24 protein-coding genes are annotated in these 25361 nt (G+C 37.3%); 17 read left to right on the top strand and 7 right to left on the bottom strand.

Going from position 1 to position 25361, the window contains the following annotated elements; translation table 11 throughout:
• The first annotated feature begins 64 nt into the window (after window positions 1–64).
• The 15 genes from A37Q_RS0101115 (at window position 65) to A37Q_RS15705 (ending at window position 13406) form a co-directional block, all read left to right on the top strand.
• Window positions 65–685 (top strand): LysE/ArgO family amino acid transporter, encoded by a 621-nt coding sequence (locus tag A37Q_RS0101115; protein WP_018298419.1) that lies wholly within the window; start codon window positions 65–67, stop codon window positions 683–685.
• Window positions 686–1008: 323 nt separating this feature from the next.
• Window positions 1009–2268 (top strand): MFS transporter, encoded by a 1260-nt coding sequence (locus A37Q_RS0101105; protein ID WP_018298417.1) that lies wholly within the window; start codon window positions 1009–1011, stop codon window positions 2266–2268.
• A gap of 402 nt (window positions 2269–2670) precedes the next feature.
• Entirely contained in the window at window positions 2671–3270 is a 600-nt protein-coding gene (locus A37Q_RS0101100; RefSeq protein ID WP_018298416.1) for a type II secretion system protein, read from the top strand.
• Between the two features lie 64 nt (window positions 3271–3334).
• Window positions 3335–3802 (top strand): type II secretion system protein, encoded by a 468-nt coding sequence (locus A37Q_RS0101095; RefSeq protein WP_018298415.1) that lies wholly within the window; start codon window positions 3335–3337, stop codon window positions 3800–3802.
• 38 nt (window positions 3803–3840) lie between these two features.
• Complete coding sequence (locus tag A37Q_RS0101090; protein ID WP_018298414.1) at window positions 3841–4368, top strand: type II secretion system protein; 528 nt, start codon at window positions 3841–3843, stop codon at window positions 4366–4368.
• Window positions 4369–4407: 39 nt separating this feature from the next.
• The gene (locus A37Q_RS0101085) at window positions 4408–4935 is read left to right on the top strand and encodes a type II secretion system protein (RefSeq protein ID WP_018298413.1); all 528 of its coding nucleotides are present in this window, start codon (window positions 4408–4410) and stop codon (window positions 4933–4935) included.
• A gap of 65 nt (window positions 4936–5000) precedes the next feature.
• Window positions 5001–5450, top strand: coding sequence for a hypothetical protein (locus tag A37Q_RS0101080; RefSeq protein WP_018298412.1), 450 nt, complete (start codon window positions 5001–5003; stop codon window positions 5448–5450).
• A complete protein-coding gene (locus tag A37Q_RS0101075; RefSeq protein ID WP_018298411.1) occupies window positions 5447–6133 on the top strand; it encodes a type II secretion system protein in 687 nt (228 codons plus the stop codon). The genes A37Q_RS0101080 and A37Q_RS0101075 overlap by 4 nt, the downstream gene beginning before the upstream one ends.
• A complete protein-coding gene (locus A37Q_RS0101070) occupies window positions 6130–6645 on the top strand; it encodes a hypothetical protein (RefSeq protein ID WP_018298410.1) in 516 nt (171 codons plus the stop codon). Before A37Q_RS0101075 ends, A37Q_RS0101070 begins: the two co-directional genes overlap by 4 nt.
• Window positions 6646–6655: 10 nt before the next feature.
• Window positions 6656–8149, top strand: a complete 1494-nt coding sequence (locus A37Q_RS0101065) for a hypothetical protein (RefSeq protein WP_018298409.1) — start codon at window positions 6656–6658, stop codon at window positions 8147–8149.
• Window positions 8150–8157: 8 nt separating this feature from the next.
• Window positions 8158–9378 (top strand): hypothetical protein, encoded by a 1221-nt coding sequence (locus tag A37Q_RS0101060; protein ID WP_018298408.1) that lies wholly within the window; start codon window positions 8158–8160, stop codon window positions 9376–9378.
• 63 nt (window positions 9379–9441) lie between these two features.
• A complete protein-coding gene (locus A37Q_RS0101055; RefSeq protein ID WP_018298407.1) occupies window positions 9442–10068 on the top strand; it encodes a hypothetical protein in 627 nt (208 codons plus the stop codon).
• Window positions 10069–10077: 9 nt separating this feature from the next.
• Complete coding sequence (locus A37Q_RS0101050) at window positions 10078–11652, top strand: GspE/PulE family protein (protein ID WP_018298406.1); 1575 nt, start codon at window positions 10078–10080, stop codon at window positions 11650–11652.
• Window positions 11618–12655, top strand: a complete 1038-nt coding sequence (locus A37Q_RS0101045) for a type II secretion system F family protein (protein WP_018298405.1) — start codon at window positions 11618–11620, stop codon at window positions 12653–12655. The genes A37Q_RS0101050 and A37Q_RS0101045 overlap by 35 nt, the downstream gene beginning before the upstream one ends.
• 16 nt (window positions 12656–12671) lie before the next feature.
• The gene (locus A37Q_RS15705) at window positions 12672–13406 is read left to right on the top strand and encodes a prepilin peptidase (RefSeq protein WP_169710219.1); all 735 of its coding nucleotides are present in this window, start codon (window positions 12672–12674) and stop codon (window positions 13404–13406) included.
• Window positions 13407–13438: 32 nt separating this feature from the next.
• Here A37Q_RS15705 and A37Q_RS0101035 read toward each other — a convergent pair whose 3' ends face one another.
• Entirely contained in the window at window positions 13439–14908 is a 1470-nt protein-coding gene (locus tag A37Q_RS0101035) for a phosphatidylinositol-specific phospholipase C domain-containing protein (protein WP_154648595.1), read from the bottom strand.
• A 390-nt stretch (window positions 14909–15298) separates the two neighbouring features.
• Between A37Q_RS0101035 and A37Q_RS0101030 the strand changes: the two genes are divergently transcribed.
• Both A37Q_RS0101030 and A37Q_RS0101025 read left to right on the top strand, forming a co-directional pair.
• Window positions 15299–16039, top strand: a complete 741-nt coding sequence (locus A37Q_RS0101030; RefSeq protein ID WP_026196438.1) for an HTH domain-containing protein — start codon at window positions 15299–15301, stop codon at window positions 16037–16039.
• 151 nt (window positions 16040–16190) lie between these two features.
• Window positions 16191–17063, top strand: a complete 873-nt coding sequence (locus tag A37Q_RS0101025; protein WP_018298401.1) for a helix-turn-helix transcriptional regulator — start codon at window positions 16191–16193, stop codon at window positions 17061–17063.
• Window positions 17064–17132: 69 nt separating this feature from the next.
• On the opposite strand, the gene ilvD is transcribed toward A37Q_RS0101025, so the two are convergent.
• The 6 genes from ilvD to A37Q_RS0100995 all read right to left on the bottom strand — a co-directional run bounded on the left by ilvD (window position 17133) and on the right by A37Q_RS0100995 (window position 25346).
• Window positions 17133–18818 carry a dihydroxy-acid dehydratase gene (ilvD, locus tag A37Q_RS0101020; RefSeq protein ID WP_018298400.1) on the bottom strand — a complete coding sequence of 562 codons (1686 nt, stop codon included), beginning with the start codon at window positions 18816–18818 and terminating at the stop codon, window positions 17133–17135.
• Between the two features lie 76 nt (window positions 18819–18894).
• Entirely contained in the window at window positions 18895–20688 is a 1794-nt protein-coding gene (gene thrC, locus A37Q_RS0101015; RefSeq protein ID WP_018298399.1) for a threonine synthase, read from the bottom strand.
• A 9-nt stretch (window positions 20689–20697) separates the two neighbouring features.
• The gene (locus A37Q_RS0101010; RefSeq protein WP_018298398.1) at window positions 20698–21003 is read right to left on the bottom strand and encodes an acetolactate synthase small subunit; all 306 of its coding nucleotides are present in this window, start codon (window positions 21001–21003) and stop codon (window positions 20698–20700) included.
• A 4-nt stretch (window positions 21004–21007) separates the two neighbouring features.
• Window positions 21008–22708 (bottom strand): biosynthetic-type acetolactate synthase large subunit, encoded by a 1701-nt coding sequence (gene ilvB / locus A37Q_RS0101005; protein ID WP_018298397.1) that lies wholly within the window; start codon window positions 22706–22708, stop codon window positions 21008–21010.
• A 265-nt stretch (window positions 22709–22973) separates the two neighbouring features.
• Complete coding sequence (locus A37Q_RS14295) at window positions 22974–23675, bottom strand: DUF2147 domain-containing protein (protein WP_018298396.1); 702 nt, start codon at window positions 23673–23675, stop codon at window positions 22974–22976.
• A 111-nt stretch (window positions 23676–23786) separates the two neighbouring features.
• A complete protein-coding gene (locus A37Q_RS0100995; RefSeq protein WP_018298395.1) occupies window positions 23787–25346 on the bottom strand; it encodes a glycoside hydrolase family 15 protein in 1560 nt (519 codons plus the stop codon).
• Window positions 25347–25361 lie beyond the last annotated feature (15 nt).

Raw genomic sequence — 25361 nt, 5'->3', positions numbered from 1 at the left:
TTAATTTAACTTATGTTAATTGATTTTTTACACTACAGCTAGTTTTTACTGATGAGAGATAAATATGACTTTTTTATATGGATTCGCACTTGGAATGGGTTTAATTATTTCCATAGGCGCTCAAAATATTTTTATTATTAAACAAGCAACAAAACGTCAATATAGCTACATCGCTGCGAGTATTTGTATTGTGTGTGATATTGTTCTTATAGGCATTAGCGTTAACTTTACTAAATTTCTATTACACTATCTACCCATATTACACACAGCTTTTTTAGCTGCTGCCATTATTTTTCTTGTGATATATGGCGGGTTATCAATAAAATCAGGACTAGGTAGAGTACCTATTACACAAAACACATGGAAATCACAGCACACTATCTCTTTATCCAATATCATTTTGCTTGCTTTATCATTTAGTTTACTAAACCCACAAGCACTTCTTGATACCGTGATATTAATTGGTGGTGTTGCTAGCACTTATCAAAGTACATACATTCAAAATGAATTTATGATTGGCGCTATTTTTGCAAGTATTTTGTGGTTTTTAGGGCTTACCTATACAGTCCATTGCTTTAGCCATTTTTTACAACATGATAGAGCTTGGCGCATTATTGAACTGGTAAGCGGAATGATTATGCTAGCAATCGCCATTCATTTACTCATTTCATCAATCTACTTATAACGATGTAATGCCAAATCATAAAATGGGACTTTAAAAATCTTTCCTTTAATTTAAAAGTGTGATAAATCTGTTAGGGAATAAACTGAAAGAACAACAATTACATCAATAAAATGGCTAGAACGCGCAATTTCACACAGCAAGTTAAAAAGCAATGCGCTGCAAAGAAGCTTAGCTCTCTTAGCATTATCAGCTGTTGTCTCAATCGATGTAGCATGCTCAGTCACACTTAGTATTTTAGCTTGGCTGTGACTGAGCGTTTCCACCTTATTTACAATTAAATTAAACAACCCCTTATTGATGAATGTACTTATCAAGGATAAAACATGCTACGTTCCGTATTTTTATTTATTTTAGCTGCGCTTTTTCTCTTTTTTGAAATGGCACTTCAAGTCTCCCCTGGCATCATGACACAAAACTTAATGCAATCACTTCACATTGATGTATTTTGGCTTGGCGTTACCTCAGGGGCTTATTTTATTACTTACACCTTAATGCAAATTCCAGCTGGACTCTTTTATGACAGATTCTCTGCCCGAAGTGTTATTATGCTGCCTTTGGCTATTTGTATTGTTGGTGGTTTTTTGTTTGCATTAGCACCTAATTTTTACTTCGCCGCCTTTGCTCGAATATTTATGGGATTTGGTTCTGCCTTTGCCTTTATTGGTGTCCTTGTGGTTGCAAGCCATGTCTTTAGCAAACGCTATTTCACTCTCATTGCAGGGGTGACGCAAATGCTCGCAGCCTTAGGTGCCATGTGTGGCGCATTACCACTTTTGCCATTGATTGAACACTTTGGTTGGCGTGAAACGATGATGATTGTCACAAGCTTTGGCGTTGTATTAATTGTGCTTATGTTTTTCTTTTTAAAACTTCCTCATAAACACTTAAGCAAAAACCCTGATAAAACACATTTTGCCTTTTTAAGTGTGGCCAAAAAACCTCAAACTTGGGCAATTGCCTTTTATGCTTGTTTATTATGGATGCCAATGGCAGTGGTGGCATCACTATATGGTGTACCCTTTGTTGAAAGCTACTTTCACCTTCCTTTTAGTAGTGCTGCCAGTATCGTCACTTTTATGTGGATTGGCATTGCAATTGGAAGCCCTCTATTTGGCTTTATTGCAGATAAAACAAATCGTATTCACCTTACTCTTTCTCTTTGTGCGCTATTAGGGGCATTTTCTTTCGCTGTCATTATGCTGATTCCTAAGCACTCTTTTGCAATGCTCATTGTACTTTTTTTGCTTGCAGGCGCTGCTTGTGCAGGACAGGCTTTGAGTTTCTCACTTGTAAGCAGAAATAACAAAATAGAACACAGGGCAACCGCAATTGGTTTTAATAATATGGCCGTGGTTATCTCAGGCTTTATCTTTCAGCCCCTTATCGGTTATGTCATTCGATCAAGCGAAAGCGCAAATGTGGGCAATTATCTCTATAGTGCGCATAGCTACTACAATGGAATGCTGATTGTCCTTGCTGGCTATATATTAGCAGCGCTTGGTGCAGTTTTTTTAATTCGCCAAACCGCCACCAAGAACACGGTACAAGAGCATATCAATCGGCCAACAGCCTGCCAAGCATGATGCTATTTTTATTTTCCCCATTTTACCCCCTAAGATACACCTTTTAACTTGCTGCATGATGGCTTAACTTACTAAATATTGAAAACATTAAACCGTTTAGTTTGAATTATATTCAGATAATCACCTTCAGAATAACCCCATTTTCATGAGGGGAAGCTAGTTTGAAAACAACAGTTTTCACGGCAGATTTACACACAAATTGCATATTTTTACAGCTAATGTTTCTTATTTTCACATATTCCGTTCATCTCATTTCACCTACATCTTCCGCCCTTTTCACTGCTAAGAGAAATCAGAATGCTTATCATGGCTTTTGTTCAAATCACAACAACAAGGGAGATTTCATAACGATGATCATTTTATCAAGACAAATAAAACAATAGGCGGTGAATGGGAGAACTAATGACAATACACAATATTTTACATAAAGACAAACAACAAGGCCTGTCAATGGTTGAGCTTGGGCTTATATTTGTTGTTATTGCTGTGGCAATTGCAGGGATATTTTATGCCTATAGCAGTGTTATGACGGCAGATAAAGAGCAAGAGCTTGTTAAGCAAATCCAAGAAATTGCTGCTGCTGAAAATCAATACCTTGCTGAGCAAAGTTTTCAAGAGCAACCTGTTGGTCTCTCGCAGCTATATACACAGAAATACTCGAGCACCAAACCCTATAAACTTGCTCAAGATGACTACTGGCATAATGACCTTGCTTATAATGCATTTGGTCAAGACATTGAAATTATCACTGGCGCTGAAGATGGTGCTAAGGGATTTAAGATTGATCCTGATAATAATTTGCTATTTAGGATTCAGGATTATTTTCCAACAGAGGAAATTTGTGAACGTGTACGTGGCATGTTAAAGGCAAATGGCAAATTATTCTCAACGATGTCCAACTGTCATGTTGCTCGCGGGCATTATAACTTATGTATCCAATTTAATAGTGACATACCTGTGCAAGATGGTTCATGCCAAGCTGGTCAGTTAATCACAGGTTAATTAACAACATTTATCAACGTAAAACAACCAAAGAGGTCTATCAATGAGAAGGATAAATCACATCATGAAAAAACTAAATCATAAAAAGCAAAAAGGGCTGTCAATGATTGAGCTTGGCTTAGTCTTTACAGTGATCGCTGTTGCGATTGCTGGAACCTTATATGCTTATAGCTCAGTTAAAAATGCCTACAACATTCAACAGACAAATACTGAAATGCAGCTAATTGCAACAGCTGAAGAAGCCTATATGTATGACTCTCAAGCACAGGGGCCACAGACAGATCTAAATAAACTTCATACTATGGGATATATTGATCAGGATTTTTCAAAAACAAACTCACCATTTGGTGGTACTTATAGTGTTGCTTCTGTTAGTGATACCGATAATGAGCGTCAATTCACTATTGCGCTTAATGTCCATGACACTGGTATTTGCCAACGCATGGAGAATGAGTGGTCTCATGCCTCTGCAATGACTAAGGCTAATTGTTCAGATAAAACAATTACGATCACTTATAACCCTAAAAGCTAAATCCAGATTACAACAGTTATTATTAGGAGAGAACAATAATGAGAATGAAATTAAACTTATCACGTAGAATTAATAAGAAATCACAAAAAGGTCTATCTATGATTGAACTTGGTCTTGTGTTTTCTGTGATTGCAGTTGCTATTGCTGCACTTTTATATGCTTATGGCTCTGTACAGCGATCTTATAATATGCAGCAGGTAAATGAGCAAATTCAGATGATTGGCGCTGCTGAGAACGGTTATTTGTTAGAGCAGCATACTGGCACACCAGATAGTATTCAAGATTTATATAATAAGGGTTACACTGATTATGATTTTTCACAAGGCGGTATTAGCCCTTTTGGTACAAACTTTAGTGTAAATTCAAGTTCTGATAATACCGACTTTTATGTCAATGTTGATGCCTCGCAAGATAAGAACTGTACACGTCTTGTTCAAGAATGGAACAATTCAACCTCTGGCACAACAGCTTATTGTGACAATAGTTCAACTGGTAGCAAAGGCAGCTCTGGAACAAACGGTAGCATCCTTCATGTGCTTTACAATCCAAACTCACAATTATCATAAGCACAAACGACTATATTAAACTGAATATCGGAGCTATAAATGCATAAGCTACAGCACAAATTGAATTGGTTATCAAAGCGTCCGCATAACCTACAGCAAAATGGTTATACCTTAATTGAGTTAGGGTTAACTATTGCTGTTATCGGTGTGGCTGTGGTGACGCTTTTATATGCCTACCACAATACAAAACTAAGCTATGATATTAGTCAAAGCGCCAGTCAAGTGCAAACAATTACGGCAGCAGAATATGAGTATATGCTAGAGGGGAACACCACCATGGCTGGCAGCCTTGGTGATTTATACAACCTTGGTTATACTCACATCAACTATGCGCTGCCAAACTCATCTTTTCATACAGCTTTTCACGTTAACGCACTTGGAAATTCTGCTTTTCGTTTAAGTTTTGACACTCAGAATAATGCAGCATGTCAGCGTATTCGTAGGTTATGGTTAACCCATAATAACAATGTCACACCTAGTTGCACCGGTAGTATTGTGAATCTTGATATTGCTGAGCTTACAAACGCTCAACACCAAATTGAAAAAAACGCACAAATCACGGCCTAACCATGACCCACCATCAATTTACTATACTAAAAAACAACCATGGATACACTCTACTAGGTATCTGTTTGTTGATTTTATTAACAGGTGGTGGGTTTATCTATATTCAACAAGCTGTGAATAAAAGCACTCATGCACAAAGATTATCCCAGATTCAGGTAGATATCGATAAAATACGAAATGCCAGCATTCTATTTTATAACAAATATCAAACTGAACCTAATAAGCTTAAAGTGTTCTCTATTTTAATGCTTATCAAAGCACACCTTTTGCAAAACACACAAGCCTTCAAAGATTACTATATTCAAATTACCAAATCACATGATCACTATACCCAGTTAGAAATCACTTACCAAAATAGTGATTTAAAAGGTTACACACGATCTGAAATTACGCATTTTTTATATCCTACTTATATTCAAAAGCAGCAAGATATAAAGCTTACTTGGCGCTTCCCTCTTGCCAAGTTTGAGCAAGTTCAAGCACCAATGCACAACTTTTTGGTGGGTGCAGCATGAAAATGTTACATAAAGACAAAGGCTTTGCTCTGTTTGAGACCATGTTGGCACTTGTCATTATTGCTATGATGATTGTGATTGCAAGTCATTACTACAAACGTATTGCACAGCTACAACAAGCCAATAAAACAGCAATGGATATCAAAGAGATTTTCTCTAGCGCTTTTGCCTATAAGCAGCAAAATGACAACTGGCCTCAAAGTGTTGATGATATTATTAAAGACAGCTTCTTGCCTGCTAATTTACATACCAATATCTTTGGTCAAAAATATACTTTAACAAGCAATAACGATAAGCAGTATATTCAACTGTCCACCTGTGTACCTACAATGGATCTGGCAGCAAAAATTGCAACCATGTTGCCCGCTACAACCACCAGCTCAGATTGTACAGATAGTGACTACATTAAACTCACAAGCACTGTCAGTTTCGCTGCTAATACTCAAATGAATCCTATTCATATTATTAGTAGCCAAAACCCTCAAAGCCTTTTAATTCAGAAGCCTACTTGTAACGATAATGAAACTGCCAGCATATTAATCTTATCACCTGATCCTAAGGAGCAGTTTCAAGCCACACCATCTGAAAACACATGGCAAATTATACCGATCGGCACGCTTAATGTTTATCAAGCAATTGCCTATGTCTATTGCACCAGTAACACAAATGGAAATGCATCATGAATTTATTAAAACAAGCTCTGACTCTCACCATAATCGCACCTTCTATTGTTTTTGCCAATAATATTGGTGAAATGACTGATCAATATGCACAAAAGATGCTTGAAGCTTCACTGCAAAAACAATACCAGCACTATTTAAAAGAGCAAAATAGCGACGTTAGTCTAGAAAACACATCGCAAAATATGTCAAATAACCACACAGATGCAGATATTCCATCTCCTAGTAAAGCAAATAACACCATAGATAAATCCACCAACAATCTTGGCGTATATCATGTTAAAGAAGGCAGCTTATATCAAGAGACTAAGCACTTAGTTGAAGCTGTCTATGGTTGGCACCTTGTTTGGTTAAAACAAAAAATAGATTACAAAATCCCTTATAACTATACCATTCCCATTGAGGGGCTTAGTAAAACATTAAGCGAGCTACTTTCAGGCTATCCTGTTAAAGCAAAAATTTACACTCAAAATCACGTCGTTCAAATCATTCTTGCCTCTAATAGTGGATATTAAGGAGCTTATTGTGGTATTTAAAAAACTGACCCCATATATTTTAAGTAGCTTATCACTTATAACGCTTTTAAGTGTGTCAGGTTGCGGACAAGCGATTATTGCCGAGCAAAATCATAAAATTAATAACAACTTGCAAGCAATACATACGGCTAAAGAAAACCTCATCCCAAAAGAGCAATCAAATATAGCAATTGTCTCCAAAGCCTACACGGGTCTAGAAGCCATTCCAATGGAGCCTCTTTGGATGCACAAAAACCTTGAAATTCACGGCACATTAACCTTTCAGCAAATCATTAATATCATTGAGAGAAACACTCCAATACAAATGGTTTTTGCTCAGGATATCTCACTTGATATGCCTTTAAAAGTAAACTTCTCGGGCTCTATCTCCCAAGTGCTAAAATATCTTGAGATCAAAACCAACTATCACTATAGCATCAATGATCAGCGTATTTTATGGCAAAAGTATATCACACAGCGCTTTCAGATTGATAATTTGCCCGGTAATAACAACTTTTCTCTTGGCAGTGATGCAGCTGGCACAACCTCAGATTCAAACACAAGTAGTGATAACAGCTCAAAGAACACCGCAAAGCAACAAGGCTCAACAAGCATCTGGAAAGATATCTCGCAATCAATGCCTGATTTACTATCAACCCATGGCAAATTCAAAGTATCACAAGCCACCTCATCAGTGACTGTTACTGATACATGGCGTCACATTGAAAAAGTTAAACAATGGATTGATAGTATTAACAAAAACATGAGCCGTGAGGTCAGCATAAAGGTTCAGATCGTCACTGTTCATTTATACGATAAATTCTCCTCTGGCATTAACTGGAATATGATCACCAAAGCCATCTCTTTAAATTATGGGGCAGATCTTTTTACTAATATGTCTACCTCAATGTTAAACTCAGTTGGTCATACACTTGTTGGCAAAATCAACACTGGCTTTTTATCGGGTAGCAGCTTTATTATTGATCAGCTGCGAACGCAAGGCGAAGTATCTGTTGTTAATAAGCCACTTATCACGACCTTGAATAATGAGGTCTCAGAAATTCAACAAATCAAACAAACAAGCTATGTCAAATCACAATCTGTTACCATTTTCCCTGCAAATGGTGATAACGCTTCTGAATCTTCTATTAACCCAGGTCAGGTTACAACTGGCTTAAAGCTCTTTGTTCTACCAAAAATTGATCAAGGTAAAATTTATTTGCAAATTTCCGTTTCATTATCATCACTTGATAGTCTAAAACAAGTACAAACAGGCAATGGGGATAATGATAGTAGCGTTCAGCTACCGAATGTCTCGATTAAAAGTTTCAATCAAAAATCACTATTATTAAATGGCCAGACACTTGTTATCTCAGGGTTTGATAATACCACCCGACAAACCAACACTGTTAAGCATTTTAATACATTGGCGCTTGGTGGTAATGCAGCATTAAGTGACCGTGAAGAAACAGTGCTTTTAATTTCTCCTCATATTATCAACTAGGTACCAAGATGAAACTATCTGTAACCAACCAAAATAATAAGCTTATAAACTATATCTATAGTGTCTATCGAGCAGAGTATGAAAAGAAAAAACTCTCTAGGCAAATATCCATTTCCAGCAAAGACTTTGGCAACTATATCCATATAAGCCATAAAGATATCGATCGTGTGGTCGTGTGTTTTTCTAAAGAAAAAGGACAACTTCTTGCTGAAAGTATTCAAGCTTATTTTGCTTATCCGCGTACATTGCTTTATTTAGAAAAGCTCGCTGATAATCAGCAATACATTATCATCCATATTCATGAACACCATATTATGCTAGATGATGTTGTCCAGCTTGATGAACTTGCAGATATCCTATCAAATTTAGAGTATGCGGATTCATTTGAAATCAAATATTACGGGTTTGATATAAATCAGCTATATAATGATGTGCATCTTCTTCCCAATATATCATCAATAAAACTTGAGAGCTCAGTAGTTAAAAGTCTTGCACCAAATAGAAAGCTAACACTAAAAAACCAAAAACTTGCATTATTGCTATTCTATACCTCTCGCCACCCCCTACTTTGCACTATGCTTGTATTGATCATTCTTATTATTATCGGCTTTTTTGCCTATACTCCAACGCCACCAAAGAAGGTCATTTACACGCCCCCACCGGTTGATCACTACTTAGCGTTAAAAGAAGCATTATCAACAAATGCGCTATCTCAAAGCAGCAAAATACTCAGCGAGTTTTACCGAATTTCGCTGCAATTATATGCAAGAGGTTGGAACATTAAACATATTAACTTACAAAAAGCGCTTGTTTCTATTGATTTAGTTGAATCACCATTAGGGTCTGATATTGATATCAATCAATTTGCACACAAGCATCATTTAACACTTGCTTACCTTTCAGATAATGAAGTCACTCTACAAAAAGAGCTTGTCTTTAAAAAAAGAAACTTAGACACCCTTCCTTTATTTACAGATAACTTAAGTCATTTGGTAAGTTATCTGCATCAGATGCCAAACTGCACCTTGTCACTTGGGAAGCGCGCTAATTTTAATTACTACCAGTCCCAACAATTAACTATCAACTGCCATGATCTGTCTGCTAATTTTATTAATAATAACCTCCTTACTCATTTATCATCTTATCCACTGGTGTTACAAACACTAAAGCTCTCTCCAAAAGATACCCTTATTGATTTGAATGTTAGCTTAACGCTCTATGGCACTTAATAAATCATCTCACTGTCACCCCTAATTGTATTCACCATAATCTACTTAAATTAAGGCACCACAATGAATGAGCAAAACAAAGATTTAGAACCCAAAACAAATAATAAAAAGTCACTACGACTCACAAAAAAACAATCGCTTATCATCGCTGTGATTGTATTAATTATCTTGATTGCAAGCTTCTACTATTATCATAGTACAGCACAAAGCGAGTCTAATTTCTCAATGCCAATAACACAAAGACATACACCTCTGGCTATAGATAGTAGAGAGAAATCTCCTAATCCTAAGCCTCAATTGCCAAAAAAAGTGGCCAGTGAAGTTAAAAAAATCCCTGAAGCAAGCATCAAAACCACAGGGCCCAAAGATCACTTAGCACAAGCTTATCTACAGGTTCAAAATCAAATTTTTGAGCAAAAACTCAAAAATGAGCTGCTTAAAACACAAATCCAAACAAAAATGTTACAAGGTTCACTGAATAATACTCAAAACATCGTTGTTGGTGCAGTGTTTAAGTTCAACAACCTTTGGCAGGCCATGCTATCCATAGAGGGGAAAACCATTCAAGTTCATACAGGAGAGAGCTTTAAGATACCGACGAGTAACATAAAATATCATGTTGATAGTATTTCAAAAAACCTTGTGAAATTAACTGATTCAAATAACCAACACTTAACATTACATATCTAGGAAATCACCATGCAATCACCTAGCACATATTCACATCCTAAAATGCACTTAGATATGCTTAAATGGTGTCGCTCTCAAAAAGGCGCTCCTATTGCAGTGATTGAAAATGGCGATGTCCTTGTGACAAAAAAAACAGCCCCCAATCTACAAAACTGCAAAGTGCTAATGAAAAATAAGGGCATTAAAATTAATCAAATTCATATTCGCTCTGCAAGTGAAATTGACGCTTTACTAGCACAGATGGACCCTCACTTTATTCAAAGCTTATCTAAAGTACAGCTACAACTTAGAAACTGTATTGAAAAAGCCATTAGCCAAAATGTGAGCGATGTTCATATTGAAGTTCGACTGACTCAGTGTGAAGTAAAATTCAGACAGCTTGGTGAGCTAGTACTTTATGATACATGGTCAACAGAACTTGCACGCAAAATATGCTTTGTTGCCTTTAATAAAGAAACTGATCATACCCAGCAACACTTTAATGGACATATTCCACAAGATGCATCAATGAGCTTACAGCTTACCTCTGGGATACGTGTTAGAATCCGCCTTGCCAGTGTACCGGCACACCCATTTCCAAGCTTTGATGTTGTACTTAGGATTCTTAATACCGATGCGCAAAAGCAGCTAAATCTATCACAGTGTGGTTATAGTTCTCAACAAACCCAACTCTTACAAACTGCCATTAAAAAACCAAGTGGCGCAATTATTATTGCAGGTCCCACAGGTAGTGGTAAAACAACCACCTTAGCTGCCCTTCTAAGCACACTTCCTAAACATAAAAAGCTCTATGTTATTGAAGATCCCGTTGAAAAAATCATCTCTAATGCAACACAAATACCAGTTAATACTGAGGTTGATTCAAAAGGTTTTGCTAGCATGACAAGACAAACGCTAAGATTAGATCCTGATTGCATTTGTATCGGTGAGATTCGCGATCATGAAACAGCACTAATGGCTTCTCGTGCCGCGATGACGGGGCATTTAGTTCTCTCTACTGTTCACAGTAATAGCGCCATTAATATTATTCAAAGACTACTGGATTTAGAGCTTACTCCTTCACAGCTTGCTGATGAAAGCTTTTTGGTGCTTCTAGCCTTTCAAATGCTGATCAAGGTACTTTGCCCCCACTGTGCAGTACCAATAAACGACTGCAAGCTTAATCAAGAAGATATCGAGCGCTGGGAGAGATACTTTTTAACTGATGATATCAATTTCTTTGATCAGGTTAATATGCATCGATCTTATGCCAAAGGTACTACCCATCATTGCACACACTGTAATAATAGTGGATATCTTGGGCGACGCGTTATTGCAGAGATTATCTGGTTAGATGACATCTCCAGAGAGTATATATTAAAGCACGACTATCTTGGCTGGAAAGCTCACCTGCAAAGGGCACACTTTCACTCCCATATTGATCAAGCACGCCTTTTAATCAAACACGGGCAAGTTGATTTATATGATGCTGAAATGATTCTAGGTCAATTCAGTCCATTTGAAAAAGAAATACAAGGCATTAACTATAACAATATTATAAAGAGCAGCTATGATACAGAACAAACTTCAACAGCTACTGATTAAGCTTGAGTTTACCAGCAAAAAGCAAATTGAATATCTAGAAATGACGATTGAAATGTTAAGTTATGGGATGTCTCTAAAGCAAATTTTTGAAGAGATTATGCCTTCAGTATTTAAAAAAGGCGTTATTGCTAAACTCAATAAACGCATTACGCTCGCGCTCAAAGAGGGGGCTTCAATATCACATTGCTTTAATACATTTTTTGCCAGAAACATCGTCTATCTTATTGAAATTGGTGAGAGAGCAGGTCAGCTCACCGCTGGACTTGAAAATGCACTTAGCCTCCTAAAACGTAAAAAACAATCTATTGCCCCTGCTTTAAGCTCACTTCTATATCCCACTATTGTGTTTTTGGCATCAAGTGTTTTATTCATCTACTACAAAAGCATCATTGATAAGCTACTGAGTTCATTTCAAGGCAAAACACCACCAGAAACAACGCTCTATTTCATTAAAATTGCCTATTTTTATCTACATTATTTGCCCGTTGTGATCCTCACACTTATCTTATTGATGCTATTTTTGAGATTCTTTTTGCCCAACTACAGCGGTCAGATACGAAGTCATTTAGACAAACTGCCAATATTTAGAGTTTACTCACGCTTTCAAGGTGCTTATTGGCTTCAAAACTTAAGTGTATTTCTTTCAAGCGGTATTATGCTAAGCCAAGCGCTTGATTATATTTCCGCTACCAACAAGGGCTATATCCGTTATCATTGTGAAGTGGCAAAAAAGAACCTTTCAAAAGGCATTACCAATTTTGGCTCTGTGTTGGATACAGGACTCATTCTCTCCTACTATGTCCATATATTATCCATTTCTTTTGAAACAAACACTTTAGTGACTCAACTGCCAAAAGTGGGGAATAACATCTTTGAGCATGCAATTAAAAAAATGGCACTTTATGCAAAATATTGCGGCTATTTTTTGCTAACTTTAGGCGCGTTTAATATCGCTTTTTCCATGTATGCAATGTATAGCACAGCAACTTCATTATCAAGTTAACAGGAATCTCACAAATATGATCCTTACACTTTTTTTAATTAACATTTTCCTTGCCATAGGTATTAGCTACTTTAGTGATCGTTATCCACGCTTTGTTCAATTGTCATGGATTGAACAGTCGTTTGATATTGTAAGAAACTACCGACCAAGCTTACGTATTAAAGCCCCTATTAAAACAAATCTTAAATTTAAACGCCATTTTTTTACACCTTCCATTCGAAAACGAATCTATCTTAATTTTGCTCTTTTGGAGCTCTACATGCTTATGGGTGCGATACATTACCCCTCTGGATTTAAACTTACTTTATTGATGATTTTTGCTGTTTATACGCTTAGCATTGCTTGGATTGATCTTGATCACCAGTATATCTTTGACTCGATGAGCATTAGTCTTATGTGGATTGGACTCGCGATTAATTTACACAATACCTTTAGCCCAATTACATTTGCTGTCACTGGTGCTATATCTGGTTATTTATTGCTTTATACCATTAATGCTTTGTATCATTTATTTACAAAAAAAGAAGGACTCGGTCTTGGCGATGCCAAACTTATGGCTGCATTTGGTGCGTGGTTTGGCTGGCAAGTTATTGGACCAATACTTTTGATTGCAGGCATATTGCTACTTTTAACTTACATTTACTATTTTCTACACCCCGCAAAAAAAACACACTCAGCCATTGGCTTTGCGCCTTTTTTAGTGATTGGCGCATGGGTGAGTTTACAGCCTGCTCTATTTTATTCTTTCTAACAATACCTAATAGATAAATAATCATTATTCATTTAAGATTCTCCTGCTAACCATTGTTTATCGTCTGGAATATGATGAGCATAGCTATCAGAATAAACCCATGGCTCATTTTTAGTAGATTCAGCAAACCACCTATGCGAAAAAATATGCAACCATGCATGTGAATGAATAGTGGTAACTGCATTATTATTAAATAAATCATCTATAGTAAAAGAAATATTTCCATTTTTGTCTCTTAAATCTTCCCAACTTTTATCTGGTGCAGACCCTTGAAAACTAATACTGTATCCCTTGCCAAAATATAACGCTGACGAGACTGCATATGCATGATTTATAGACACTCTATTTTGCAATATCACTGAGCCATCATTAGCCTTAACCGTAAACCTTACTTGCCCACTCCTGTCAACATCACCTTCTTTAAAAATGGGACTTTCTGGCTTTGATACAACTAGAAATGTGTGCGGCCAATCTTTTAAAAATGATTTCATCACTGAGTCTGATGACTGCCCTAAAAGTATCTTAGATTTTGCGATATCCATTAAATATGCGAGAAAAGAAAAATCAATGGTTGCATTATTATCAGCAATATATAGTGTTCCCGCTGCATCTACACTAATAAAGTTTATATTTACCTTTCCTTGTAAATAAGCTTGCAAGCTACGCCTTAAAAATGAAGGTAAATACTTATTTGTTTCCATTCCCCAGTGCAGCATATCAGAGGGAGTCCCCGCCATACAGAGTGGGCATGAGATGATTTGTGCAGTATCACTAACAGTTGGAGTATTTTCAAATCTAATATAAGAACCAAAGTCTTTTTGATATGGGACATGATATCCATTAGTCCCATGAATTTTTTGCTGCATTGTTTGGAAAAGAATACCATTGTCATCAGTATCATGTGGTTGATACTCATAAAAATCTGAATTTTCATCATCACTTCTGCCCGCAATAAACAGATAATGAGACAGACTTGGTATTGTATTTGCAACACCTCTTGTTGTAATTAAAAACACTTGTTCATGCCCACCTGTATTCTGATGAAAATATTTGATATCATTCAAGGTAAAAGCACTACCGTCCTTATTCGACTGTAAAAACCCCCTTTCAAATATTTCACTTTTCCCCAAAGTATCTATAATATTTTGTATCCCAAGTAAATTTGCCTTATCCCCTCCTTTAATTTGCTGCACATAAATAAATATTATTTGATCTGGATGCCTGTTCAGCCAATTTTTAATGTTTTTCAAACCTAGATTTTCGGGCTCACCATAAATTGACGCATGTGTGAACTTCATTTCATTATTTTGATATATTAGCCTAAAGTCAAAAGCTCTATATCCTTTATTAAGTTGTGACACAAAGTTTAAATTTTGTGTCACCGCTGACTTATCAACAGGCTCTAGAGATTTTATCGAAAAACTTCCTGAGTCATGACTCATAGGAATCACCATTTCCCTTATAGGAACATTATCATATGGGTATGGTTCTTTGGTTGACAACCAGCTCTCTGGGTCAAAACTTTTTGGTGTTACATTGACTACACCGTTAACATTCTCACTTGCAAAAGCACTACAATGTAATAGCAAAAACCCCATTAATACAACAAATATCTTCATAACATATCCTCCATTTACTCTTAAAATAACTCTACCCTTCTATCCAATGGTGATACAACCCCCTTTTTTATGGGGTAAGAATTGCTTGTCAATATAAGACAAGCAAATAATATTTCTGCTACACTTTGGATTCAAAGTGTAAAAACATGAAAGAACAATGTAAAAGTCAGAGAATTCAACCTGAGAACTTAAGTAAACCTAATACTTTATATATAATCAAAAATCTAGAAAGAGACCGCATAAGGGGGAGTGCACGTGGGGGTGAACCAGCTAATGGAATACTCATTAAAAAACTTCAATTTTATTCGCCAAGTTATCGAGCCATTACAACTGCTTGAAATTGATAGTTTTCACTTAATTCGACTTAACGATAAACATGAAATGTTTTTGCTCACAGAGGACATTGCAGCACAAAACACTTTTTTTGAGCATAAACTTTTTCAGCATTTTCATGCATTTACCCACCCTATATACATTCAAGATGGTGATTATCTTTGCCCTTTGAGTCAGCTCTATGATAATGATGCACATCATACACACAATCAATTATTTAACTGCATCAGCTCTGCCGTCTGGCTTAGAAAAGATCAAGATGTGCTTGATATCTACTTCTTTGGCAGCTCATCAAAGCTAATTGCCTATGAAAATCTCTATCAGGTGCTTCTTTGTTACATTCAAAATTTAGAAAACAACCACTCTATAATTTACCAGCAAAAGCTTGTTAATATGTCAGATCTATTGGGCTGGCATTTATATAAAAAAAGCAAAGTCATTTCGACCATTCAGCGCCATCAGCGCCTTGAAAAAAACTTAATCTCACATATCTGTCTAAACCCTAAGGAAAAAGATTTTCTATTAGAGTTTATGCAAAGCTGGAGTTATAAAGAGCTTGCTCAAAAGCTTAACATGACTGAGCGCAGTATCTATAATTATCTCAACCGCCTCAAATCACGCTTTAGTGTCGATAAAGTCAGTGACCTGAAATCATATCTCAGAGAATATATGCTGCTCTGATAACTCAAGTTGATTAATTGCTTTTATTATTAACAGCAAAGCAAGTTTCCTTTACTTTGCTCAATGACATTGATATGACAGCAATTACTTTAAATCCTCAAAAATCTAACAAAAGTCATGTAAAACACTCCAGTTAATAAAGGACAGAACTATGAACCAAAATAGTTTTATACTGCCGGAAAATATGCTTTCATTTTTTAAACATTCCAAGCATTGCCATAATGTTCTACATCAAAAATATCATAACTATATCGATAAGTTTGGATTTAATAAGTTTTGGCGACTATATGTACAAGAAGATGGCATGTTTTCAATGATCTCTAGTGCCAGCAAGGAGACTTATCGCCAATACGCACAACATAATATGCATCAACTGTCTGAAATTATTAAGCATCCCTCATATATTCACCCGGGCATCTATTTAGATAGTACGATTTATGTCAAAAAACCAGAGAGTTTAAAGATCATTCGTGAAATTGGCAAGTTTGAGTTTATGGTCTACTGTATTATTAAACTCAATGATCACTCTTATATTACCTATGTATTTAACTCACCTACTGAAATTGTGATCTCTGAGCAATTTGGACAAAAGATTATGCGACTTGCTAGGCAAATTGAAGCCGAAAACAGCATACTGTTAGAGCCTGAGCCCAGTGCCCTTCTTGACTTGAAAATCTTTGGAATGGCAAAGTGGCTGGCTCCTGTCGAAATAGATAATATCTTTTACTTTGATGTCAGTCATATCAGCCGATTTTTACTTAAAATTGGCTTAGTACAAAATGGGCTTGAGACTCTCACAAAAAAGGAGCTTATGTGCTTAGCATTATTAGGTCAAGATTGTGATATTAATCAAATTGCGATACATATGAAAATTCCAAAAAGAACTGCATATTATTATTGCGACTCAATCAAAAGCAAACTTGGCCTGTACTCACTACAAGCTTTGTATAAAATTGCTAATTTGAGCATTCCTTTTTTGCACGATATTTTAAGTTACTCGGGGCTTGATGCTACTAAAAAGTAGATAGCTATATTTTGATATTAGTGTTTATACCCATCGTAAATCATTTTACAATGGGTATAAACACTTCAATTATGCATCTGTCACACAGCCCTCTGAGGCAGAAGAAACCGTCTTGATATATTTTCTTAAGGTGCCCTGTTTTGCTTTTAGCTCAGGGGCTTGCCATTTTGCACGCCTTTTAGCCAATAGCTCATCTGACACATGCACATCAATGGTATTATTTTTTGCATCTATGGTGATCTTATCGCCATTTTCGACAAGCGCAATATTCCCACCGACTTGTGCTTCAGGGGCGATATGACCAACGATGAAACCATGTGACCCTCCAGAGAAGCGTCCATCTGTAATAAGCGCGACATCTTTACCTAATCCCGCACCCATAATAAGTGAAGTGGGTTTTAACATCTCCGGCATACCCGGGCCACCTTTTGGTCCTTCATAGCGAATGACAATGACATCACCTTTTTGAACCTTACCCGCTTCAACCGCTTCAACTAGTGCTTCTTCTTGGTCAAACACATTTGCTGTCCCTGTGAAAATCTCGCCTTCTTTACCAGTAATTTTGGCAACAGAGCCTTCTGTTGCAAGATTGCCTGTTAAGATTTGTAAATGGCCTGTTTTCTTAAGCGGATTGTCAAGTGAGTGAATAATATCATTATTCTCTGGTAAATCTTTTGCTTCTTGTAGATTCTCTTGTAAAGTTTTTCCTGTAACAGTCATGCACTGCCCATGCAAAAGCCCTTCTTTTAAGAGCATTTTCATCACAGCGGGTGTACCACCAATGGCATGTAAATCAGCCATTACATATTTTCCACTTGGCTTAAAATCAGCCAAAAGAGGCACTTTATCACTGACTTTTTGAAAATCATTGAGTGTTAATTTCACCCCCACTGAGTGAGCAATAGCAATTAAATGTAAAACTGCATTGGTTGATCCGCCCATTGCAGTGATCACCACCATCGCATTTTCAAAAGCTTCTTTTGTCATGATATCACGTGGCTTCAAATCAAGCTCTAAAAGCTTTTTAATAGCTTTACCAACCTGATCACACTCTTCGATTTTCTTAGGATCGGTTGCAGGGGTGGATGAGCTATAAGGCAAACTCATACCCATCGCTTCAATTGCACAGGCCATTGTATTGGCAGTATACATACCGCCACAAGCACCCGCGCCGGGGCAGGCTTTTTTAATCGTCTCTTTTCTTTCCGCTTCAGTAATACTACCAGATAGGCAAGCGCCATAACTTTGAAATGCGCTCACAATATCAACAGGCTTTCCTCTGACAACACCTGCTTGAATGGTTCCACCATAAACGACAAGACCCGGGCGATTTAACCGACCAAGCGCAATCATGCATCCTGGCATATTTTTATCACAACCCGGAATGGAGACCTGTGCATCATACCAATGTGCAGACATCACTGTCTCAATAGAATCTGCAATTAAATCGCGTGATTGCAATGAAAAACTCATTCCATCTGTTCCCATTGAAATGCCATCACTAACACCAATGGTATTAAAACGCATTCCAACCATCTCTTCTCTTTGCACGCTTGTTTTAACAAACTGCGCTAAGGTATTAAGATGCATATTACAAGTATTCCCTTCATACCACACACTGGCAATACCCACCTGCGCTTTATCCATATCTGCTTCATTCATGCCTGTGCCATAAAGCATCGCTTGTGAAGCACCTTGGGACTTGACCTGTGTCAATGATGAACTATAGCGATTTAATTTATTCTTTGTTGTCATTTAATAAAACCTCTGAATTAATGCTTACTACAAATAACGCTCATTTAGCATACAGATTTATATGCCAAGCTTCAAACTATCTACGAATATTATATGCATCAATAAATGCCTCTACTGATGCTTGAATAATATCAGGTGAAATGGCCTTTCCAACTGATGGCAGTCCACTTTTTAGCATCTTAAGCTCAACATACACCACCGCATCAGCTCCTTGCCCACGAATTTGTACTTTATAATCTGTCAGCTTATAACTGACTTCCCCTGGACATGCTTTTGTCAATGCTTTAATGATAGCGTCAACAGGACCAACACCTTCATCTGAAGCAAAATACAACTGTCCATCACGCTCAACTGTGACCTCTGCCTCAGCAATACCATCTTTTGCAGTTGCCACTTTAAATGAAATGACTTTAAGCGCATCTTTCGCGCCATGATCGACCATTTCTCTTGCATCTTGGACAATATCCTGCAAATCTGACACGGTAATTGACTTTCCCTTACCAAGGAAGTGGCGAATACTTTGATGTACTTTAACAATAAAATCATCGTCATACTTTGCTTCAAATAGCTCAATCAGCTTATCTTTTACTTCTTGAACCGTTGGCACACTTGCAAAAATCACTTCATTCTGTTCAATAAACACCATGGTTTTATTGTCAAAGAAGTTATTGTTATAAAGCTTGTCAAAATCAGCTTCATTCGGATAAATAATCGGCGGTTGAATTGCTGCTTTTAAAACAACAGAAGGGTCTTTTAACCCTTCTCCTGATAAAACACAAACAACTTTTTTGCCTTGAGGCAGTTTACCTGCTTTGTGTTTTTTAAATAAATACGCTACCGTTGCTGCTGATGCATTTTCAACAAAGAGCCCTTCTTGAGTAGAAAGCTCATATTGTGCTGAAAGCATTTCAGTATCACTTACTGAAACGGCCTCACCACCACTTTGATAAATCGCATCCAACGCTTTATCTCCATCGATTGGATAAGGGACAGCAATAGCCGTTGCCGAAGTATTGGCACTTTTAAGTGGCTTAATTTCTTTTTCATTATTACTAAAGGCGCGCTCTAAGGTATCCGCACCTGTTGCCTGTACGCCAACAAGGCGAGGATTTTTTTCAATCAAGCCAAGTGCTTGATATTCTTCAAAGCCTTTTCGATAAGCCGTTAAATTGGTACCACAACCGACAGGAACAACCACTTCATCTGGAACTTGAAAGAGCATTTGATCAATAATTTCAAAGGCAGCTGTCTTTTGCCCTTCAACACGAAAAGCATAATCTCCAGCCAAGAAAAACTTTTTAGATTTTGCAATCTTATAGGCAAGATCGGCAGCATCATTATAACTACCTTTTACTTGAATAATCTTGCCACCAAAGGAGATAACCTGTGCCAATTTTGACATAGACACTCCCTCTGGCACGATAATAAAACAAGGCATTTTTGCCGCTGCAGCATAACATGAACAAGAGGCAGCCATATTCCCAGTTGAAGCGAGCACAATCCCTTTTGCACCCATTTCTTTTGCTAAGGTAATATCAACTGCTGAGCCTCTATCTTTAAATGAGCCAGTTGGATTTTTCCCCTCAACTTTGAAATATAAATCAATACCAAGCGCCTTACCAATCACTTTGCTTCTTACAAGTGGCGTTGCACTTTCTCTTAAAGAGACAAAATTAGCAGGCTCCTGAATGGGCATAAGTGGTAAGTATTTTGATAAACAAGGCGCTGCTTGTGTAAAATAATCAAGATTAATTCTGCGCTTGATTTTTTCCAGATCCATTTTTACTTCCCAAGGCGTATCTTCCCCTGCGAATACAAAATCATCTGTTGTTACTGTTTGTTTTGTTTTGAAGTCAATTAGTTGATACATTGAATAAACCTATGCGACCGCCTTTAGTGTTTTCATCTTTTCTGTCTCTTTTGCCACATCACTCATTTGAATTCGATTTGAGATAGTAATATCCATCACTTCAATAACCTTATCTAGCTGCTTAACAACTTTTTGAATCTTTTCTTCATTTGAGTGCAATACAAGCGAGAAATGTGAAACGCCCTTATTTGCCGTTTCAAACACATTCATTTGTTCAATGTTAATACGATGTCTTGAAAAAACAGATGCAATACGTTGTAACACACAAAGTGCATTTTCAGTTGTCATTGATATAAAATAAATTGTCTCTTTCATTCTCTCACCCCTCTACACTTAATTTTGTTTCACTAATTGATGCACCTGCAGGAACCATTGGAAAAACATTTTCCTGCTGTTCAACTGCAATTTCTAACACATAAGACTCTTTTGCAGCAAAAAGATTATCCAAAGCCTGATCCAGCGTGTCGCGCTCAAAAACATGCTCTCCTTTTACACCATAAGCTTCAGCCACTTTGACAAAATCCGGTGCACTAATCTCAGTAAATGAGTAGCGCTCTTCAAAGAACAGCTCCTGCCACTGTCTCACCATCCCCAAATAGCCATTATTTAGAATAATCACTTTAACCGCAATGTTTTCCTGTTTAAGTACTGCAAGCTCTTGAATATTCATTTGAAAGCCACCATCCCCTGCAATGGCAATAACTTCTTTAACATCCTGCACACCAAGTTTAGCACCAATCGCAGCAGGAAGCGCAAAACCCATTGTACCGAGTCCTCCCGAAGTAATATGTGCTTTTGTGTTTTCAAATTGATAGTATCTTGCTGCAATCATTTGATGTTGACCAACATCTGTGACAATAACCGCTTTACCTTTTGTCTTCTCGGAGATTCTTCTGATGACCTCAGCCATTTTTATCAGACCACTTTCTGGGTAGCTCTCTTTATGAATTACCTGATCATATTCTTTTTGCTTCAGCTCGCTGAAGTTCGTGTGCCAATTGAGATAGTTTTGCTGTCTGATATAAGGGAAAAGAACGGTTAAAGCTTCTTTTGCATCAGCATGTATGCCAATGGTTGCCTTAACATTCTTATCAATTTCAGCCTGATCAATTTCAATATGTATAATCTTGGCATGTGGTAAATAGGCATCAAGCTTGCCTGTCACCCTATCATCAAAGCGCATGCCAACAGCTAAAACAACATCTGCTTCATTACATAAAAGATTTGCCGCATAGTTACCATGCATGCCCAGCATACCCTTATAAAGTGGATGGCCTACAGAAAAAGTAGATAATCCTAACAGTGTACTAACAACAGGAATATTTGACTTTTCAGCAATTTTTAACAAAATCTCTTCAGCCTCAGAGATCATAACACCGTGTCCAGCAATAATAATTGGCTTTTTAGCGCCATTAATTATCTCAGATGCCTTATGAATCTGATTCATATTTAAAACCGGTTTTTTCAACCATTTTTTCTCTTGGGTATTTGCTTTGGCTTTAACATATTCCATCAAGCCAACTTGAGCATCTTTTGTAATATCGATTAACACCGGTCCGGGACGTCCACTTCTTGCAATTTCAAAGGCTTTTTTGAATACTTTTGGAATCTCTTGAGGGTCGGTAATTTGATAATTCCACTTAGTTGAAGTGACTGTCATGCCAATAATATCAGCCTCTTGAAAAGCATCTGTCCCCAGAAGTTCACTAAACACCTGACCTGTGATACAAACAATCGGAACAGAGTCAATCAGCGCATCGGTAATACCCGTAATTAAGTTGGTTGCCCCAGGCCCTGAGGTTGCCATTGCCACACCCACCTTGTGCGTTGCTCTTGCATAACCTACAGCTGCGTGCACCGCTGCCTGCTCATGACGCACAAGCACATGTTTTATGTCCTCACGCTTATGATAAAGGGCATCATAGGTTGGCATGATTGCCCCCCCAGGATAGCCAAATATACACTCAGCCTGTTCATCTATTAGCGATTGGATAATCGCACTTGCACCTGTCATCTGCATCTACACTTCCCTCTTTTTTTGCTAAAAAAAAACCCGCATCTTTGGCGGAAGATGCGGGTTTTCTCTTAGGCTTTAAAACTTACAGCCACGCACCTTCCTGTCGTCCGATGACGACCAGAATAATCAGAATTAGGCTGATTAGGTGACTGCGTTGATTCATTTAAAACTCTCTTTTAAAATTTAACCTTTACATCATTCAAACTATCAAGTGCTCGGCTAAAAGACAACCATTAATTTGCTTTTTTTCTGAAAAATAACAAAAAACTTATTTAATGCTGACATTAGAGCACTCTTCCCATAGCGCTTTATTGATGATTTTTCCTGTTTTATCTGCATATGGATAGCTCCCTTTTGCAGTAAGCCCACAAAGTGCTACATACTTTTTAGCCATGGTGTTGTCAATGCGATACCAAGTCTGGGTACGTCCAAATAAAGAAAAACCAATATACCCTCTGACATTGAGTTTTTTGCCGTTATTTGTAGTGTACATTTTACAGCTATACACCTTCCCGCTTGATGGATCTAAAATAGAGCCATCATCATAAGTAGGTCCTTCGCTGTCACTTCCATCATCATCTTTTGTAAAGCTCCACATCATTTTAAGTCCCTGAACCTGATTTGCAGGCATCTTGGTATAATCGTATTTGTAGCCATTTTCATCGCCACTACCACAGTTTTTACAAGAAACATCTGGGACTTCAACTTTATCATCAACAATATTAACAAATGGCACAATGATTTTGCCCGCAAGCTTTCCATCTTTGCCTTTATACACTTCAATAATCGATTGGCCTTTGCCATTATCACTATATTGAAGCCAATATCCAACCGGTGATTTAAGTGCCTCTTTATTAAGTGCACTTTTTGCCGTTGCCTTTTGGGTTGGCGCTGCATTCGCAAATGCGCTATTACATAGACTCAAAGCGCCAAATGCAATCATGCTCGCACCACATAGTAATTTCTTCATCGTATATTTCCTTAATCGATTGTTACCTAAAAACTATAGCAACTTGTTATCAAGATAAAAAGCCAAACACAATAGGAAATTGCTTGGCTCAGAGAATTTAGCACATAAGAGTTAAGAGCAGATCTTATTTCTTTGTTGAAGTGCTCTTAATACCTCAGCATAACTCCAAGTCAAATCGGAGACACTTTGCTCAACTCCAGTTGAAAAATTATACTGTTCTGACAAATTACAAGCAGAGAAATTACCAAAACCACAAGGCTGTTTGCCATGTCTTTGGTTGGCATAAAGCATATTATCAGCCAAACTCATCATCACCGAGGCAAGTTTTTTATTCACGCTATCACCAGCTTTGAGCATTTGCATGGAGCTATCTCCTGTAATAGCGCGATACAGCGTAATTGCTTGGTTAAAGAACTTTACATTAATGCTATTTATTGATGTTAATGCTCCTTGATTAATCTCACTTGCCACCTGTAAATATACTCGCGACATGACTGTTGTTGCTAAAAACCATGCCCCAGCTTGATCACCCGCTGTACCACCATAGACATCAGCAGGATATCTTCCTATATTTGGACCGCCATATGCTGCAAGATTCGTTGGAGAGTTAACGTTCTTATCAGCATAATAATTGATTGTTTCATAGGCGGTATTTAAAGTTGCATCTGAAGATAATGACCAAATGAGATCTTTCTTAGAGAGATACTTCTGCTCAAAGGCAATTGCCAATATGATAGAAATATTCATCCAAGCATGCTTATTTTGATCAAAGTAGTTCCAGTTTGCTTTAGTTGGGATATCTAATGCTGTTAATGTATTCACTCGAGCATAATGATAGGTATACCCACTCCCAGTATAATAAAAATGATCTTCAAGATATTTCTTAATCTCTTGGGCTATTTGATCGTAATTTTGATGTATCGATATATTGTGTGCTTTAGCAAACTGATCAGCCAAAATTAAAGATGTGTACTGCGTCATCAGGGTGAAAAAGTGCATCCCTTTAACCTCTTCCCACAAATCAAATGTTGGGCTTTGCCAGTTACTTGCCACGTAATTCAAATTTGGCTCAATGACTTCTCTAAACACCGCATCAATGTTGTCATAACCTTTAGGAGTCTTATTATTCTTTGCATAATTATCCAAGATTTGCATCAATGCAACTGCTCTTATTGCCGGACCATCATTTTGATTTCGCCCCCATGGACCAGTGTATATACTACCATCAAGGTTAAACTTTGGCTCCCCAAGTACGGGACAGGCCTCATTTTCGCAACTGTAATTTACTGGCGATAGTGTATTGATATGCGAAGACCAGTTAATATAATTATCCAAATAGCTTTGGTATTTACTAAAGTTTTGTTTAGCTAGATCATTTACCGCCAACATCGTAAGCCCAGCATCCCTTGCCCAATGGTAGGCATAATCAGGGTTATAATTTGACTGCGCAGCAACAATCATCCCAGGAAGCGTGTTAAACACTTCTCCTTGCACAGTTAGATGATTGCTTGTTGCGATGTTAGCTAACATCAACTGCTCATATCTAGCTTGCGCTTGAACATCATTAATTGAGAGTTTTTCAGAAACAGGATTACTACACATAGAAGGCACAGCAAACACTGTGCTACTGGCGAGCATAGATGCTGCCATCCCGATTAATTTTAATTTCATAGCGAATTACACCTC

The organism is Fangia hongkongensis FSC776 = DSM 21703, assembly GCF_000379445.1.
Taxonomy (GTDB): domain Bacteria; phylum Pseudomonadota; class Gammaproteobacteria; order Francisellales; family Francisellaceae; genus Fangia; species Fangia hongkongensis.
Note: the sequence above shows the minus strand (reverse complement) of the source record. Positions and strands in the feature narration are given on the sequence as shown.